15 protein-coding genes are annotated in these 15,105 nt (G+C 68.8%); 5 read left to right on the top strand and 10 right to left on the bottom strand.

The window, feature by feature from the left end:
* Positions 1 to 137 precede the first annotated feature (137 nt).
* Genes otsB through otsA form a run of 3 tightly spaced genes read left to right on the top strand, consistent with a single transcriptional unit; the run spans position 138 to position 4,272 of the window.
* Positions 138 to 962: a trehalose-phosphatase gene (gene otsB / locus QTI51_RS00075; protein ID WP_286513637.1), complete on the top strand. Its 825-nt coding sequence runs from the start codon at positions 138 to 140 to the stop codon at positions 960 to 962.
* Positions 959 to 2,890 (top strand): glycoside hydrolase family 15 protein, encoded by a 1,932-nt coding sequence (locus tag QTI51_RS00070; RefSeq protein ID WP_286513640.1) that lies wholly within the window; start codon positions 959 to 961, stop codon positions 2,888 to 2,890. The genes otsB and QTI51_RS00070 overlap by 4 nt, the downstream gene beginning before the upstream one ends.
* Entirely contained in the window at positions 2,887 to 4,272 is a 1,386-nt protein-coding gene (gene otsA, locus QTI51_RS00065) for an alpha,alpha-trehalose-phosphate synthase (UDP-forming) (RefSeq protein ID WP_286513643.1), read from the top strand. Before QTI51_RS00070 ends, otsA begins: the two co-directional genes overlap by 4 nt.
* Before the next feature lie 84 nt (positions 4,273 to 4,356).
* Here otsA and QTI51_RS00060 read toward each other — a convergent pair whose 3' ends face one another.
* Positions 4,357 to 4,695: a hypothetical protein gene (locus QTI51_RS00060; protein WP_116914178.1), complete on the bottom strand. Its 339-nt coding sequence runs from the start codon at positions 4,693 to 4,695 to the stop codon at positions 4,357 to 4,359.
* Positions 4,696 to 4,868: 173 nt separating this feature from the next.
* Here QTI51_RS00060 and QTI51_RS00055 point away from each other — a divergent pair, with 173 nt between their 5' ends.
* Complete coding sequence (locus tag QTI51_RS00055) at positions 4,869 to 6,314, top strand: aminotransferase-like domain-containing protein (RefSeq protein ID WP_116914215.1); 1,446 nt, start codon at positions 4,869 to 4,871, stop codon at positions 6,312 to 6,314.
* Positions 6,315 to 6,365: 51 nt separating this feature from the next.
* Here the strand turns inward: QTI51_RS00055 and QTI51_RS00050 are convergent, their stop codons facing one another.
* The 5 genes from QTI51_RS00050 to hisN are packed head-to-tail and all read right to left on the bottom strand — an operon-like array spanning position 6,366 to position 10,335.
* A complete protein-coding gene (locus tag QTI51_RS00050) occupies positions 6,366 to 6,812 on the bottom strand; it encodes a DUF1877 family protein (RefSeq protein ID WP_116914177.1) in 447 nt (148 codons plus the stop codon).
* On the bottom strand, positions 6,809 to 8,383 hold the full coding sequence (locus tag QTI51_RS00045) for a tetratricopeptide repeat protein (protein ID WP_286513645.1): 1,575 nt from the start codon (positions 8,381 to 8,383) through the stop codon (positions 6,809 to 6,811). The genes QTI51_RS00050 and QTI51_RS00045 overlap by 4 nt, the downstream gene beginning before the upstream one ends.
* 24 nt (positions 8,384 to 8,407) lie before the next feature.
* The gene (locus QTI51_RS00040; RefSeq protein WP_116914175.1) at positions 8,408 to 9,334 is read right to left on the bottom strand and encodes an ROK family protein; all 927 of its coding nucleotides are present in this window, start codon (positions 9,332 to 9,334) and stop codon (positions 8,408 to 8,410) included.
* A 19-nt stretch (positions 9,335 to 9,353) separates the two neighbouring features.
* Positions 9,354 to 9,548, bottom strand: a complete 195-nt coding sequence (locus tag QTI51_RS00035) for a DUF2905 domain-containing protein (RefSeq protein ID WP_056509065.1) — start codon at positions 9,546 to 9,548, stop codon at positions 9,354 to 9,356.
* 10 nt (positions 9,549 to 9,558) lie between these two features.
* Complete coding sequence (gene hisN / locus QTI51_RS00030) at positions 9,559 to 10,335, bottom strand: histidinol-phosphatase (RefSeq protein WP_286513664.1); 777 nt, start codon at positions 10,333 to 10,335, stop codon at positions 9,559 to 9,561.
* Positions 10,336 to 10,485: 150 nt separating this feature from the next.
* On the opposite strand from hisN, the gene QTI51_RS00025 reads away from it, so the two are divergent.
* Positions 10,486 to 10,896 carry a DUF5329 family protein gene (locus QTI51_RS00025; protein WP_286513667.1) on the top strand — a complete coding sequence of 137 codons (411 nt, stop codon included), beginning with the start codon at positions 10,486 to 10,488 and terminating at the stop codon, positions 10,894 to 10,896.
* A 34-nt stretch (positions 10,897 to 10,930) separates the two neighbouring features.
* Here QTI51_RS00025 and QTI51_RS00020 read toward each other — a convergent pair whose 3' ends face one another.
* The 4 genes from QTI51_RS00020 to QTI51_RS00005 all read right to left on the bottom strand — a co-directional run bounded on the left by QTI51_RS00020 (position 10,931) and on the right by QTI51_RS00005 (position 14,794).
* Entirely contained in the window at positions 10,931 to 11,800 is an 870-nt protein-coding gene (locus tag QTI51_RS00020; protein WP_116914172.1) for an ABC transporter permease, read from the bottom strand.
* A 132-nt stretch (positions 11,801 to 11,932) separates the two neighbouring features.
* Positions 11,933 to 12,856, bottom strand: a complete 924-nt coding sequence (locus QTI51_RS00015; protein ID WP_503011467.1) for an ABC transporter ATP-binding protein — start codon at positions 12,854 to 12,856, stop codon at positions 11,933 to 11,935.
* Entirely contained in the window at positions 12,856 to 13,878 is a 1,023-nt protein-coding gene (locus QTI51_RS00010) for an ABC transporter substrate-binding protein (protein ID WP_116914171.1), read from the bottom strand. Before QTI51_RS00010 ends, QTI51_RS00015 begins: the two co-directional genes overlap by 1 nt.
* 19 nt (positions 13,879 to 13,897) lie before the next feature.
* Positions 13,898 to 14,794: a TauD/TfdA dioxygenase family protein gene (locus tag QTI51_RS00005; protein WP_116914170.1), complete on the bottom strand. Its 897-nt coding sequence runs from the start codon at positions 14,792 to 14,794 to the stop codon at positions 13,898 to 13,900.
* Between the last annotated feature and the right edge of the window lie 311 nt (positions 14,795 to 15,105).

Genomic DNA, 15,105 nt, shown 5'->3' with positions numbered 1-15,105 from the left:
GCGCAGCGCTTACTCGAAAGCCGTCGTGCCCCCACCCCAACCCTCCCCCAGAGGGGGAGGAGCCAATACCGCCCGCCACTCACCTTCCGGCTTTGGCCGACACGCGCCGCCGAACTCGCGTGTTATGGTTTTTCCCAATGCCAAAGTCCTCCAGCAGCAACGAACAGTTGCCTCCTCCGTTGGGCCGTGATGCAGCCCTTTTTCTCGACTTCGACGGAACGCTCGTCGGCCTTGCGCCCACGCCCGAAGCCATCGAGATTCCCCCTGCACTCGTCTCCCTGCTCGGCGACCTGAGCGACCAGCTCGGCGGCGCGCTCGCCGTCGTGTCGGGCCGCCAGATCGATTCCATCGACCGCTTCCTGGCACCGCTTCGCCTGCCCGCCGCCGGCGAGCACGGCGTGCAGCGGCGCGACGCCAAGGGCCACATGCAAGAGCAGCGCGCGCCCGACCTCGTGCCCATCCTCGAGGTGGCCAACGAACTCGCGCGCGTGCACGAAGGCCTGCTGGTGGAGCGCAAGCACGCCGCCATCGCCCTGCACTACCGGCTCGCGCCGCAGCTGGAAGCCGTGTGCCGCGACGCCATGTCGCGCGCCATCGCCCACGACCCGCAGTTCGAGCTGATGCACGGCAAGTTCGTGTTCGAGGTGAAGCCCGCGGGCATCAACAAGGGCATCGCCATCGACGCCTTCATGACCGAGGCCCCGTTCGCGGGCCGCACACCGGTCTTCCTGGGCGACGACACCACCGACGAGAGCGGCTTTGCCGTGGTGCAGCCGCGCGGCGGCATCGCCGTGAAGGTGGGCTCGGGCCCCAGCCTGGCGCTGCACCGCCTCGAATCGCCGCGCGCCGTCTATGAATGGCTGGTGCAGGCGCGCGACCAGCTCGCGGGGCCGAAGAAGGCGCCGACCCCGGAGGCCACGGATAGCCCGGAGACCCAGGAATCACCGAGGAGCCCCGAATGAGCGAACCCCAACTGGCAACGCCCCCCGAGGAGCGCGCCGGCCAGGCGCTGGCGGGCGCCGCCGGCCCCGACGATCGCGCCCCCGTCGACGCACACGCCGCCGCGGCCCCGGGGCCGCGCGGCTTCGGGCCGCCGGCCGAGCCCTCGCTCAATGTCGGCGTGATCGGCAACTGCGCCTACAGCGCGCTCATCGATTCGCGCGGCCGCGCCGTGTGGTGCTGCCTGCCGCGCTTCGACGGCGACCCGGTCTTCAACGCGCTGCTGCACCCCGGCACGCCCGATGAAGGCGCCGGCGCCTGGGCCATCGAGATCGAAGACTTCGCGCAGGCCAGGCAGTGGTACGAGCCGAACACGGCCGTGCTGCGCACGCAGCTGTTCGACAGCGCGGGCCAGGGCATCGAGATCACCGACTTCGCGCCACGCTTCTACAGCCGCTCGCGCTACTTTCGCCCGCTGATGATGGTGCGCCGCGTGCGCCCCATTGCCGGCGCGCCGCGCATCCGCGTGTCGCTGGACCCGCGCTTCCAGTGGGGCGCCACCGCGCCGGTGGAGGTCACGCGCGGCAGCAATCACATTCGCTACGTGGGCCCCGACGTGACGCTGCGGCTGAACACCGACGCATCGATCTCGCACATCCTCTCGCGCCAGCCCTTCGTGCTCTCGCGCGAGTACAACTTCATGTTCGGCGTGGACGAGACGCTGACCGACGGCATTGCCGACACCGCGCGCAAGTTCGAGCAGGAAACCATCGCCTACTGGCGCACCTGGACCAAGCGGCTGGCCATTCCCTTCGAGTACCAGGAGGCGGTGATCCGCGCGGCCATCACGCTGAAGCTCTCGCTGTACGAAGACACCGGCGCCATCGTCGCGGCCATGACCACCAGCATTCCCGAGGCGCCGGGCAGCCAGCGCAACTGGGACTACCGCTACTGCTGGCTGCGCGACGCCTTCTTCGTGGTGCGCGCGCTCAACTCGCTGAGCGAGGTGGGCACCATGGAAGACTATCTGCGCTGGCTCGGCAACGTGGTGATCGGCTCGCACGGCGAGCACATCCAGCCGCTGTACGGCATCGGGCTGGAGCGCGAGCTGCCCGAGTCTTTTGTCGACGGGCTGCCGGGCTACCGCGGCATGGGGCCGGTGCGCGTGGGCAACCAGGCGCAGGAGCATTTCCAGCACGACGTGTACGGCAACATCGTGCTCGGCGCGGCGCAGGCCTTTCACGACCACCGGCTCCTGAGCCGCGCGGGCCTGGCGGAGTTTCCGCACCTGGAGGCCGTGGGCGAGCAGGCGGTGCGCGTCTACGGCACGCCCGACGCCGGCATGTGGGAGCTGCGCACGCGCGCACGCGTGCACACCAGCTCGGCGCTGATGAGCTGGGCCGCCTGCGACCGGCTCGCCAAGATCGCGCACGCGCTGGCGCTGCCCGAGCGCGCCGCGTACTGGGGCGACCACGCCGCGCGCATGAAGGAAGAAATTCTCGAGAAGTCGTGGTGCGAGGAGCGACAGGCCTTCGCGGAAAGCTTCGGCGGGCATGAGCTCGACGCGAGCATCCTGCTGATGGTGGAGGTGGGCCTGATCGACGCGCGCGACCCGCGCTTCATCTCCACGGTCGACGCCATGGAAAAGTCGCTCTGCGACGGCCCCTACATGCGCCGCTATGAAGCGGCCGACGATTTCGGCAAGCCCGAGACCGCCTTCAACATCTGCACCTTCTGGCGCATCGACGCGCTCGCCAAGATCGGTCGCAAGGCCGAGGCGCGCCAGATCTTCGAGACCATGCTCGCGGCGCGCAACCCGCTGGGCCTGCTGTCCGAAGACACCCACCCGGTCACGGGCGAGATGTGGGGCAACTTTCCGCAGACCTATTCGATGGTCGGCATCATCAACGCGGCCGTGCGCCTGTCCGCTCCCTGGGATTCGTGCATATGAGCCGTCTCGTCGTCATTTCCAACCGCGTGGCCGATCCACGCAAGCCCGCGGCCGGCGGCCTGGCCGTGGCCCTGGGCGAGAGCCTGCAGCAAAGCGGCGGCCTGTGGTTCGGCTGGAGCGGCCAGATCGTCGAGGGCGGCCCGACCGGCGAAGGCGAGCTGCACAAGCACCAGGCCGGCAAGGTCACGCTGGCCACCATCGACCTGAGCCGCGAGGACCACGACAGCTACTACCTGGGCTACAGCAACGACGTGCTGTGGCCGGTGTTCCACAACCGGCTCGACCTGGCGCACTTCGACGCCGGCTTCATCGGCGGCTACCGGCGCGTGAACCAGCTGTTCGCGCGCAAGGTGCTGCCGATGCTGCAGGACGACGACATCATCTGGATCCACGACTACCACCTGATTCCGCTGGCGGCCGAGCTTCGCGCGATGGGCTGCAAGCAGCGCATCGGCTTCTTCCTGCACATTCCGCTGCCGCCGCAGATCATCACCGCGGCCATTCCGCAGCACGAGTGGCTGATGCGCTCGTTGTTCTCCTACGACCTGATCGGCTTCCAGGCACAGCAGGACGTGCAGCACTTCGAGCACTACGTGCGCAACGAGGCGCGCGGCGAATACCTGGGCAACGACATGTACCGCGCCTACGGGCAGACGGTGCGCTGCAGCGCGTTTCCCATCGGCATCGACGTGGACGAGTTCCTGGCGCTCACGCACGCCAAGGAAGCGCGCGACATGTACGAGACCATGAAGCGCGAATACTCCAGCCGCAGGCTGCTGCTGGGCATCGACCGGCTCGACTACTCCAAGGGCATTCCGCAGCGGGTGCGCGCCTTTCGCGAGCTGCTGGCCAACTACCCGGAGAACCGGCGCAGCGCCACGCTGATACAGATCGCCTCGCCCACGCGCGAGACGGTGGACGCCTACGGCGACATCCGGCGCGAGCTCGAGTCGCTGTGCGGCGCCATCAACGGCGACTACGGCGAGCTCGACTGGATGCCGGTGCGCTACATCCACCGCATGGTCGCCCGCAAGCGCGTGCCGGGGCTGTGCCGCGCGGCGGCCGTGGGGTTGGTGACGCCACTGCGCGACGGCATGAACCTGGTGGCCAAGGAATACATCGCGGCCCAGGACCCGGCCGACCCGGGCGTGCTGGTGCTGTCGCGCTTCGCGGGTGCGGCCGAGCAGTTGAAGGAAGCGCTGCTGGTGAACCCGTACGACACCCACGGCACCGCCGAAACCGTTCAGCAAGCGCTGCACATGCCACTGGAAGAGCGGCGCGAGCGTCACCAGAAGCTGCTGTCACGCATTCGCGAGCAGGACATTCATTGGTGGCGGACCAGCTTCCTGGATGCCTTGCGCGAGGCTGCGAGCGAGCGCTGAGCTGTTGTCGGGTGGGGGCTGTTGTTCCGGGCGCGATCACGCCGGCGGGGCATCCCTTTTCTCTGTCCCCTTGAACAGACAAGCTCACCATCCAGTGAGCAACCGCACGAACCGCATCACAGGCCGCGTCTCTTCGGCAACCACGGCCCGGGACGGCAAAGCCACCGGCGCATGCACCCGCAGGTGCACGGCTGTGAGCGCCGTCACCTCGATCCAGCCCCCCTGCGGCATCCGGTGCACATCGCCCTCGGCGAGCAGCGTCTCGGTCATGAACACCGTTTCGCCGAACCAGCCCGGCGGCGACACCACGCGGGCGCGGCCTTCGGCCAGCTGAAGCCAGGCGCCCGCGTCGACCGACGTGCGCAGGGACTGGCCGGGTGCGAGAACGATGGAATCTGGCGCTTGGGAAAGGGTGGTGATCATGGCGGACCTCGGGTGAATCGAGGCTCCATCGTAGGAATTGCACCGCTGTAAAAACAGGCACACGCCATGGCTATTGCGACCGGAACAGCCGCCGTCAAAAGCCATCTGTTATGGTCTTTTTCCCGGGCAACTGCATCTGTTTTCCGACGCCCGATGCGGGGAACATCGAACCCATGGACTCGCTACCGCTCTACCGCCAGCTCTCCGCGCACTACGTGGATGCGATCCACACCGGCTCGCTCAAGCAGGGCGACAAGATGCCTTCGCTGCGCAGCCTCATGCGGCTGCACGACATCAGCCTGTCGACCGCGCTGCAGGTCTGCCGCGCGATGGAAAGCGACGGCTGGGTCGAGGCGCGCGACCGCTCAGGCTACTTCGTGCGCCGCCCCCAGCGCATGGCCATCGCGCCCATGGAAGAACCCGTGGCCGACGTGCCGCCCGACCCGGCGCAGTTCGTCAGCATGCGCGCGCGCATGGCCAACTTCATGGCGCGCGGCCGGCACACGGGCGTGAAGCTCAACTTTGCGATTGCCCGCGCCGCGCCCGAGCTGTACCCCGCCGAGGCGCTGCGCAATTCGATGACCCGCGCGCTGCGCCAGCGGCCCGAGCTGCTGACCACCTCGTCGTCGCAACGCGGCCACGAGCAGTTTCGCGAGGCCCTGGCGCAGCGCAACCTGCGCATCGGCATGACGGTCGCGCCCGACGAGGTGCTGGTGACCAACGGCTGCATCGAGGCGCTCAACCTCGCGCTGCGCGCCATCGCCAAGCCCGGCGACACCGTGGCCGTGGAGTCGCCCACCTTCTACGGGCTGCTGCAGGTGCTCGAGAGCCTGGGGCTGCGCGCGCTGGAGATTCCCACCAGCCCGCAGACCGGCATCTCGCTGGAGGCGCTGGACCTGGCCATCCACACCTACGACGACATCAAGGCCGTGGTGGTGGTGCCGCACCTGCAGAACCCCATCGGCAGCGTGATGCCCGACAGCCACAAGCAGCGGCTGGTGCACCTGTGCGAAAGCCACGGCATCGCGCTCGTCGAGGACGACACCTACAGCGACCTGGTGGAAAGCGACACGCCGCTGCGCGCCATGAAGTCGTGGGACCGCACGGGCAACGTGATCTATTGCGCGTCGCTGCACAAGGTGCTCGCACCCGGGCTGCGGCTGGGCTGGATCACGGCCGGGCGCTGGCACGCGCAGGTGGAAATGCTCAAGTACGCGCAGACCCGCAACAACGAGGCGCTGGCGCAGATCGCCGCCGGCGAGTTCATTGCCAGCGGCGCCTACGACCGCCACCTGCGACGGCTGCGCGAGCGGCTGCACGTGCAGCGCGACCAGACGGCGGACGCCATCGCGAAGTACTTTCCGCCGGGCACGCGGCTCAACCTGCCGCGCGGCGGGCTGCAGCTGTGGGTGGAGCTGCCGGAGCAGCGCTCGTCGGTGACCGTGTTCGAGACGGCGCTGCGCGAGCACATGCTGGTGGCGCCGGGCGCGCAGTTCTCGAACTCGGGGCGCTTCGACAACTACCTGCGGCTGAACTGCGGCTGGCCGTATTCGAAGGCGGTGGACGCGGGGCTGCAGCGGCTGGGGCAGATCGTCGCGGCGGTGCGGCCGCCGGGCTGAAGCTGTCGGCCTGTCGGCCTGTCGGCTTGCTGCGTGCCGCGTGCTCGCCGGCTACGCGATGTAGAACACGACCGCGTCGCGCCGCCCGGCCGCCTCGGCGAAGAAGCGCTTCACGCCTTCCAGGAACGCCGCGAGCTCGGTCGTCGCGCCCTGCCACAACGTCGCCCGGTAGAGCTCGGCGAACTTCGCCGGCTCGCCGGTGAACTTCGCCACCAGCCCGCGCACCTCGCAGGCGGCGAGCCGCGCCGCGGCGCGCTCCACGTGCGCGGCCGTGAAGTAGATGCAGCCCAGCCCGTCGGTGCCTTCCAGCATCTCGCCGTCCACGGCCTCCGGCAGCAGCGCGCGCACCACGTCCCAGGCCTGCTCCACCGTCTGGCTGTCGTGCGGCCCGCCCAGTTCGGCGGGCGAGTGCAGGAAGCCCGACACCGTCGACGGGTCGATCACCAGCGCGCGCAGCCGGTACCGGTCGAGCGCGTAGAAGCCCGCGCCGATGCTCATGTGCTGGGCTCCATGCGCGCGGCATGCGCGACGGCGGCCAGCACCATGCTCACGCTGTCGATGTTGCGCTGCGCGCTGTCGATGTTCTTGAAGTGGTCGGGCGTGCAGATCTGGTTGAGCAGCAGCGTGCGCTTGAAGTGCATCAGCGCCTGGCGCAGGTCGCCCTCGTCCTGCGCGATCAGGCCCAGGTCGTTGTGGGCGTTGGCGGCGGCGATGGAAATGCCGCGGCAGCTGCGCTGCTGGATGGCCAGCGAGCGCTCGTACAGCGGCCGGGCGCGCGCGAAGTCGCGGCGGCCCATGAGCAGGCTGGCGAAGTTGTTCAGCATGTGCGAGTGCAGCTCGGCGTCGCCGTCGCCCGATGCCGCGCCGGCCTCGGCTGCTTCATTCGCCGTGCTTGCCGCACCGTCCAGCTTGTCGAGGTGCACCAGCGCGCGCGCGTAGCAAAGCTCGGCCTTGTCCTCCTGGCCCGACTCGGCATACAGGAAGGCCAGGTTGTTGAAGGCCCGCAGCACGCTGTCGCTGGAGCCACCCTTGGCTTCCGCGATGGCCATGGCGATGGTCTTCTTGTAGAGCGCCTCCGCCTCGTCGGCGCGACCGGCCGCGGCGTGCAGCAGGGCCAGCGTGTTGGTCGGCCCGCGGCGCCAGCCGTCGTCCAGGCCGAGCTGGCCGATCATCGCGAGCGCCTCGTGGGCCGAGGCCTCGGCCTTGTCGTTCCACTGCAGCCGGCGGCACAGCTCCGCATAGCCGGCCAGCTGCCGCACCACGGCCTTGCCCGGCCCGCCGCACAGTTCGCGGCTGGCGGCCACGGCCTCGGCGCCGAAGCGCTCGGCGCGCAGCAGGTCGCCCTGGGTCAGCGCCTCGTGGCAGCGCATTTCGCGGTCTTCGAGCAGGTTGGTCAGCTGGGCGGCCTGGTCTGACGCGGCACCGCGCGCAAGGCGTGCGCTCTCACGCTCGTCGATGCCGGCCTGCGTGAGGGACAGCGCCTTGCGCGCGATGTCCATGTCTTCGGCGGACATGCCGACCTTGCGGCCGATGGCCAGGCTTTCCTCGATGGCGGCCTTGGCCTTGTCGAAGGCCTTGAGCTGGCAGCAGGCCTGCCCGAGCATGCACAGCGACATCGCGAGGTTGGGGTGCGGCCCCTTGAAGACGCGGCGCGCGGTGGCCACGATCTGCTCGCCGATGGCCACGGCACGGGCCCAGTCCTGCGCCTCGGCGGCGGCGACGAACTGCGCCTGCAGCCGGTTGGCCTCGGCAAGATCGGCGAGGTCGGCGGGGCCGTAGCGCCGGGGTTCGGCGCCGCTCGCACGCAGGCCGCCGCCCTGGCGCACGCGCCGGTGCACCCAGTAGATGTCGAACAGCAGCCACGCCAGCAGCACGGCCAGGGCGAGCCGGGGGATGCGCACATCGACCGCCCCGACGACCTTGCCGATGCCGCCCACGCCGAACAGCAGCAGCGCCAGTTGCGCCGCGCCGCCCACGTAGCTGCGCAGGTAGAAGCGGTGCGCGCCCAGGAAGCCGCCCACGGCCAGCAGCAGGTAGGCAAGACCGGGGCGGCGAGGCGACGCGGTCATGGTGCGCCGGTTCGGGTGAGCCGCTCAGTCGAGCAGCGCAAGCGCCGCGTAGTCGCCGACCTTGTCGCCAAGGCCGGCGGGCACCAGCCGCACGCCGCGCGTGAGCGGCACCAGCTTGCCGTCGATCTGCGCCTGCAGGCGCGGCAGCACGAAGTCGCGGTGGTGCCAGAACACGCTGCCGCCCAGGCTGATGCATTGCAGGTCGAGCGTGATGACCAGGTTGTAGAGCATGCGGCCCATCACGCGGCACAGCGCGTCGACGGTTTCGAGCGCCTTCGGCTCGCCGGCCGCCGCCGCGGTGAAAAGTTCGGCCGCGTCCTGGTCGAAGCGCCGCGCAATCGAGTTGCCGGCGATGAGCCCTTCGACGTCGCCCACGTTGCCGCAGCCGCACAGCGCGTGGCTGTCGTCGTCCACCACGAAGCTGTGGCCCGCATGGCCGGCGTTGCCGTTCTTGCCGCGCAACGCCCGGCCGCCCACGCACAGGCCCACGCCCACGCCGGTGCTCCAGGTGACGTAGGCGCAATCGTCGATGCCCTTGAGCGCGCCCCAGTGGCGCTCGGCCTCCAGCGCGGCCACGGCGTCGTTCTCGACGCGCACGCTGCCGAAGCGCTCGGCCAGCGGGGCTTCGATGATGGCGGTCATCCATGTGTTGGGCAGGCCGCGCGAGGGGCCGGCGATGCCGCCGCAGATGTTGGGCGTGGCCAGCTCGACCTTGCCGTCGCGCAGCTCGAACGGGCCGGTGGACGACACGCCCACGCGGTCGATGGTGGCCGGGTCGACGCCCTGCTCCGCGCAGACCTCGTCGATCATGCGGATGATCTGCACCGCCACGGCGTCGTTGTCGCCGGTCTTGGCGGTCGGCTCGCTGCGGCGGCCGATGAGCGGCGCGTCGCTCGAGGCGGAAAGGCTCACGGCCACCTTGGTGCCACCGATGTCTACGCAGGCTCTCATTGCGGTTTGTCTCTTCTCTTCAAAGCAGGCGCGCGACCAGCGCCGCGATCATGCTCAGCACCACGGTGCTGGCGATCGGCAGCTGCCACTCGCGGCCGAAGGCGCGGAACTCGAAATCGCCGGGCAGCCGTCCGAAGCCGAAGCGGCGCAGCCAGGCGGTCAGGCCGCTCATGAGCACCAGGGCAAGGACAACGACGATCAGCCAGCGGAACATGAACGACAGTCTAGGCCGACAGAATACCCATCGCTTGTCGGTGAAGTTCGGGCGTTGCGGCCGCGATGACCCTGCCGTCGGATTTCAGGCCCAGCGGCCGGCCCTGCCAGTCGGTGACCACGCCGCCGGCCGCCTCGATCAGCCCGGCCGGGCCCAGGTAGTCGTAGGGCTGCAGGCCGGTTTCCACCACCAGGTCGATGGTGCCGCCGGCGAGCTGCGCGTAGCCGTAGCAGTCGCCGCCGAAGCGGCGCATGGCGCACTGGCGGCTCAGCGTGTCGAAGGCCTGCCAGTCGGCGGGCGAGAAGATGTCGGGCGAGGTGGTGACGATGCGGGCCTTGGCCACCTCGGTGCAGTTGCTCACGCGCACGGGCTGGCCGTCGCGGGTGGCGCCGTGGCCGGCCAGGCCGATCCAGCGCTCCTTGAGCACCGGCATGTCGACCATGCCCAGCACCACGCGCCCGCCCTGCAGCACGCCGATGAGCGTGCCCCACAGCGGCGAGCCGGTGATGAAGCTGCGCGTGCCGTCGATGGGGTCGAGCACCCACACGCGCTCGGCTTCCAGCCGCTCGGGGCCGTGCTCTTCGCCGTAGATGCCGTCGGTGGGCACGCGGGCGCCCAGGATCTCGCGCATGGCGGTCTCGGCGGCGCGGTCGGCCAGCGTGACCGGGCTTTCGTCGGCCTTGGTGATGATGTCCAGCGGCGTGCGGAAGTAGTGCATCGACTGCGCGGCGGCGGCGTCGGCGAGGGCCTGGGCAATCGAGGAGAGGTCGGGGGTCGCTGGAGTCACTGGATTCACTGGGTTCGCGGAAGTGGAAGAGCTCATGAGACGGGGGAGAACGCGTGCCAAAACCTGCGATTAGACCCGAGCCGGCGCGCGTTTGACACGGGGGCCGCCCCGGGCCTAGCATGGCCCGGAAATTGCCGGCGAACACGACCCATGGCCCATTCCGAACCTTTCGCGCACTTCAAACGCCTGCGCGCCGTGCTGCTCACGCTGCTGCTCGGTGCATCGGCCCTGATGGCGCACGCCACGCCTTCCGCCACAGAGGAGCAGCTGATCGACTCGCTGATCCAGCGCGTTGGGAAGATGTCTTCGATGATCTTCCTGCGCAACGGCAGCGAGTACCGGGCCGCCGACGCCGCCAAGCACATGCAGGCGAAGTACGACTACTTCAAAAAGGAACTGGTCACGGCCGAAGACTTCATCCAGCGCTGCGCGTCGCGCTCGGAAATGACGGGGCAGGCCTACAAGGTGAAGCTGCAGGACGGCGCGGTGCACGACGCCGGCGAGTTCCTCAACGGCGAGCTGCGCGCCCTGCGCCAGGGCGCGAAGAAATCCAGCGGGTGAATACGAACACGCTGTAGCCCCGGCGTTCGTCGCTTCAGCGCTGCTGGCCCCAGCGGCGCACCGTGAGCCGCTCCAGCGTCTTGAAGCCCAGGCTCTCGACCAGCAGGCCGATGAGCACCACCATGGCCAGCCCCGCGAACACGCGGTCGGTGTAGAGCTCGTTGCGGTTCTGGAAGATGTACCAGCCCAGCCCGCCCTTGCCCGACGAGGCACCGAACACCAGCTCGGCCGCGATCAGCGTGCGCCACGCGAAGGCCCAGCCGATCTTCAACCCCGACAGGATCGACGGCAGCGCGGCCGGCACCAGGATCTGCAACACGTAGCGCAGGCCCTTGAGCCCATAGTTGCGCCCCGCCATGCGCAGCGTTTCGGGCACGCCCTGGAAGCCCGCGTAGGTGTTGAGCGCCAGCGGCCACAACACCGAGTGGATCAGCACGAACACCAGGCTGCCGCGGCCCAGGCCGAACCACAGCAGCGCCAGCGGCAGCAGCGCAATGGCGGGCAGCGGGTTGAACATGGAAGTAAGCGTGTCCAGCAGGTCGCGCCCGATCTGCGTGGACACCGCGAGCGTGGTGAGCGCAAAGGCCAGCAGCACGCCCGCCAGGTAGCCCTGCAGCAGCACGGCCAGCGAGATGCGCACCTTCTCGATCAGCTCGCCGCTGGCCAGTCCCTCGACCAGCGCGCGGGCGGTGGCAGTGAAGGTGGGCAGCAGCAGGTCGTTGTCCTGCCAGCGCGCGGCCAGCTCCCACAGCACGGCGATGACGACCAGGATCAGGCCCTTGCGCAGCCAGGCCTGCGACCAGATGCGCGTGCCCAGCGGCAAGGTGCGTTCGACGGGCAGCTCGGTGAAGGGCTGGAGCGTGCGTTCGTATTCGGGGCGGATGGGTGGGGTGAGAGTGCTCATCGTGTGTTGCTCCTTCCCCCTTTGGGGGAAGGTTGGGATGGGGGCGGCCCTTCGATCAGGCGTGGCGTTGGAATGAAGGCCGCGTGCCCCCACCCCTGCCCTCCCCCGGCGGGGGAGGGAGAAAGACCGGGGTCATGCGGCCGGCTCGTGCTCTTCCTCGAACAGCATGTCGTGGATGCGCTGCGCCGTGCCCTGGAACTCGACGCCGCCGATGCTCGCCATCGAGAAGCCGTGGCTGTTGATCTCCGCGCGCATGCGCCCCGGGTGCGGCGACAGCAGCGCGATGCGGTTGCCCACCACCAGCGCCTCTTCGATGGAGTGCGTAACGAACAGCAGCGTGAAGCGAACCTCGTCCCACAGCTCGAGCAGCTCCTGCTGCATCTTGCGGCGCGTGAGCGCGTCGAGCGCGGCGAAGGGCTCGTCCATCAGCAGCACGCGCGGCTGCATGGCGAGGGCACGCGCGATGGCCACGCGCTGCTTCATGCCGCCCGAGAGCTGGTGCGGGTGCACGTCGGCGAACTTGGCCAGGCCGACCTTGTCGAGGTAGTGCAGCGCACGTTCGTCGGCCTCTTTCCTTCCCAGCGTGCGCGAGGCCAGCAGCGGGAACATGACGTTCTGCTTGACCGTCTTCCACGGCGGCAACTGGTCGAACTCCTGGAACACGACGATGCGGTCGGGGCCGGGCTGCGTCACGCGCCGGCCGTCGAGGCGGATCTCGCCTTCGACCGGGGGAATGAAGCCGGCCACCGCCTTCAGCAACGTCGACTTGCCGCAGCCCGAAGGGCCGAGCAGCACGAAGCGGTCGGCGGCGTGCACGTCGAAGCTCACGCGGTGCGTGGCGCGCACGACGCGCTCGGGGGTGCGGTATTCGAGGCTGACGCCTTCCACTTGCAGCAGCGGCGCGGTGTGTTGCCCCTGTGCTTGCCCCCTCTCCCGCTCGCGGGAGAGGGTTGGGGTGAGGGCTGGTGACGATGCCGAAGGCTCCCCCCTCACCCCCGCCCTCTCCCGATGGGAGAGGGAGTCACCCCGGGATGGCAAGGCCGCTGCGGTGCCCATCAGTTCCCCGAAACGTTCTGCGCGTCGTCGAAGAAGTAGTCCTTCACCGAAGCCGGCTTGTTCTTGATCGCGCCCACCCGGTGCATGAACTCGGCCAGCGGGTAGGTGTTCTGCGGCGTGGTCTTGAACTGCACCTCGGGGTTCTTGATGATCTTCAGCAGCAGCTCGCGGTCGAGCTTGGCGTTGCTCACCTTCAGGTAGATGTCCGCGGCCTTCTCGGGGTTGGCCGTGACGAACTTGGCTGCTTCGTCGAGCGCGTCGACGAAGGCCTTGTACGTCTTCGGGTTCTCGCTGCGGAATTTCTCGGTGGCGTAGAGCACCGTGGCCGACGACGGTCCGCCCAGCACTTGGTACGAGTTGAGCACGATGTGCGCGTTCGGATTGCCCGCGAGCTCCTGCTCCTGGAACGGCGGGTTGCCAAAGTGGCCGGTGATCTCTGTGCCGCCCTTGATGATGGCCGCCGCCGCGTCGGGGTGCGGCACCGCCACACTGATCTTGTCGAGGCGGTTGAACTCCTTGTCGCCCCACAGCTTGGCCGAGGCGAACTGCAGCACGCGCGACTGCACCGACACGCCCACCGCGGGCAGCGCGATGCGGTCCTTGTCGGTGAAGTCCGCAATGGTCTTCACGTTCGGATTGTTGCTCACCAGGTAGTACGGAAAGTTGCCCAGCGAGGCCACGCCCTTCACGTTCTGCTTGCCCTTGGTGCGGTCCCACAGCGTGAGCAGCGGGCCCACGCCGGCGCCCGCGATCTCGATGTTGCCGGACAGCAGCGCGTCGTTCACCGCCGAGCCGCCCGAGAGCTTGACCCACTCGACCTTGGCGTCCACGCCCGCGGCCTTCGCGTGCTTCTCGATGAGCTTCTGCTCCTGCGCCACGTTGAGCAGCAGGTAGACGATGCCGAACTGCTCGGCGATGCGGATCTGGCCTTCGGCATGCGCGGAAGCCGAGAAGGAAAGGCTGCCGGCGAGAAGGCCGAGGCCGGTGACGAGGGCGGCGGCTTTGCGGGTGAAACGGTTCATGAGGGGTCCGGAAGAAAGATCAGAAAGGCGTGTCGCCGACGATGGTGGTGCGGTTGAGCCGGCGGCGCAGGTGGTCGGGCGTGCCGGCCGCCAGGTGCATGAGCGAGCGGTTGTCCCAGAACACCAGGTCGTGCGGTGCCCACGTGTGGCGGTACACGAACTCGGGCTTCACGCTGTGCGCGAACAGCTCGGCCAGCAGCGCATCGCTTTCGTCCTGCGGCAGGCCGACGATGCGGGTGGTGAAGTGCTCGCTGACGAACAGCGCCTTGCGGCCCGTTTCGGGGTGCGTGCGCACCACGGGCTGCACCGCGGGCGCGACCTGGTCGATCTGCGCCTGCGAGAGCTTGGGTCGCCACGGGTTCTTCGCGCGCAGCTCCTCGTACTTGGCCAGGTAGCTGTGCTCGGCCTTCAACGGCAGCACGCGCTGCTGCAGCTCCGGGCTCAGCGCGTCCCAGGCCAGGTGCTGGTCGGCGAACAGCGTGTCGCCGCCTTCGCTGGGCAGCTCTTGCGCATGCAGCAGCGAGCCGAGGCTGGGCTTGGGCTTGTACGAGATGTCGGAGTGCCAGTAGACGCCCGCGTCGCCCAGGCCGATGGGTTCGCCGTTCTCCTTGATGTTGGAGACGATCAGGATCTCGGGGTGGTTCTTCAGCTGGAACTGGTGCAGCACGTGGATCTCGAGCGGGCCGAAGCGGCGGCTGAAATCGATGTGGGCCTGGGGGCTGACCTGCTGGTTGCGGAAGACGACGACGTGGTGGTCGAGGTGCGCCTTGTGGATGCGCTGGAAGTCTTCGGCGTTGATGGGTTTCGAAATGTCGAGGCCGACGATTTCGGCGCCAACGGGGGCGTCGAAGGGGCGCACTTCGAAGTGCTGGGATGCGGCTTTGGCCTCTGGCTCGTGGGGAAGAACGGCTGTCATGCCGGGAATGTAGGGGCGGGACTGCGGTTCCCCAACGAACTCTTAGTTGCTAGCTTATGACTTTGGCTTTTTGGGTTTGTTGGCCGTTTTTACTGCCGGGGCCGGGTCTCGCCCCAGCGGGCGACTTACTTTCTTTGCTTCGCCAAAGAAAGTAAGCAAAGAAAGGCGACCCCTGCTGGCTGCGTCCCTGCGCTTCGCTCCGGGCAACCTGCGGTGCTCACGTTTCGCGGGGTCTCGCCCAAACTCGCTTCGCTCAAACAAGGGCGAGCCCTGATCCGCGAAACGCTCCGCTCCTCGGCGCATCCAGAAGG

It is taken from the genome of Variovorax sp. J22G73, from assembly GCF_030317035.1.
Classification (GTDB): domain Bacteria; phylum Pseudomonadota; class Gammaproteobacteria; order Burkholderiales; family Burkholderiaceae_C; genus Variovorax.
This window is presented reverse-complemented; position numbering and strand designations above follow the sequence as displayed.

Bases quoted from the DNA above. Each gene is read 5' to 3' on its own strand.
- otsB (WP_286513637.1), top strand. From the start codon at position 138: ATGCCAAAGTCCTCCAGCAGCAACGAACAGTTGCCTCCTCCGTTGGGC.
- QTI51_RS00070 (WP_286513640.1), top strand. From the start codon at position 959: ATGAGCGAACCCCAACTGGCAACGCCCCCCGAGGAGCGCGCCGGCCAG.
- otsA (WP_286513643.1), top strand. From the start codon at position 2,887: ATGAGCCGTCTCGTCGTCATTTCCAACCGCGTGGCCGATCCACGCAAG.
- QTI51_RS00060 (WP_116914178.1), bottom strand. From the start codon at position 4,695: ATGATCACCACCCTTTCCCAAGCGCCAGATTCCATCGTTCTCGCACCC.
- QTI51_RS00055 (WP_116914215.1), top strand. From the start codon at position 4,869: ATGGACTCGCTACCGCTCTACCGCCAGCTCTCCGCGCACTACGTGGAT.
- QTI51_RS00050 (WP_116914177.1), bottom strand. From the start codon at position 6,812: ATGAGCATCGGCGCGGGCTTCTACGCGCTCGACCGGTACCGGCTGCGC.
- QTI51_RS00045 (WP_286513645.1), bottom strand. From the start codon at position 8,383: ATGACCGCGTCGCCTCGCCGCCCCGGTCTTGCCTACCTGCTGCTGGCC.
- QTI51_RS00040 (WP_116914175.1), bottom strand. From the start codon at position 9,334: ATGAGAGCCTGCGTAGACATCGGTGGCACCAAGGTGGCCGTGAGCCTT.
- QTI51_RS00035 (WP_056509065.1), bottom strand. From the start codon at position 9,548: ATGTTCCGCTGGCTGATCGTCGTTGTCCTTGCCCTGGTGCTCATGAGC.
- QTI51_RS00025 (WP_286513667.1), top strand. From the start codon at position 10,486: ATGGCCCATTCCGAACCTTTCGCGCACTTCAAACGCCTGCGCGCCGTG.
- QTI51_RS00020 (WP_116914172.1), bottom strand. From the start codon at position 11,800: ATGAGCACTCTCACCCCACCCATCCGCCCCGAATACGAACGCACGCTC.
- QTI51_RS00015 (WP_503011467.1), bottom strand. From the start codon at position 12,856: ATGGGCACCGCAGCGGCCTTGCCATCCCGGGGTGACTCCCTCTCCCAT.
- QTI51_RS00010 (WP_116914171.1), bottom strand. From the start codon at position 13,878: ATGAACCGTTTCACCCGCAAAGCCGCCGCCCTCGTCACCGGCCTCGGC.
- QTI51_RS00005 (WP_116914170.1), bottom strand. From the start codon at position 14,794: ATGACAGCCGTTCTTCCCCACGAGCCAGAGGCCAAAGCCGCATCCCAG.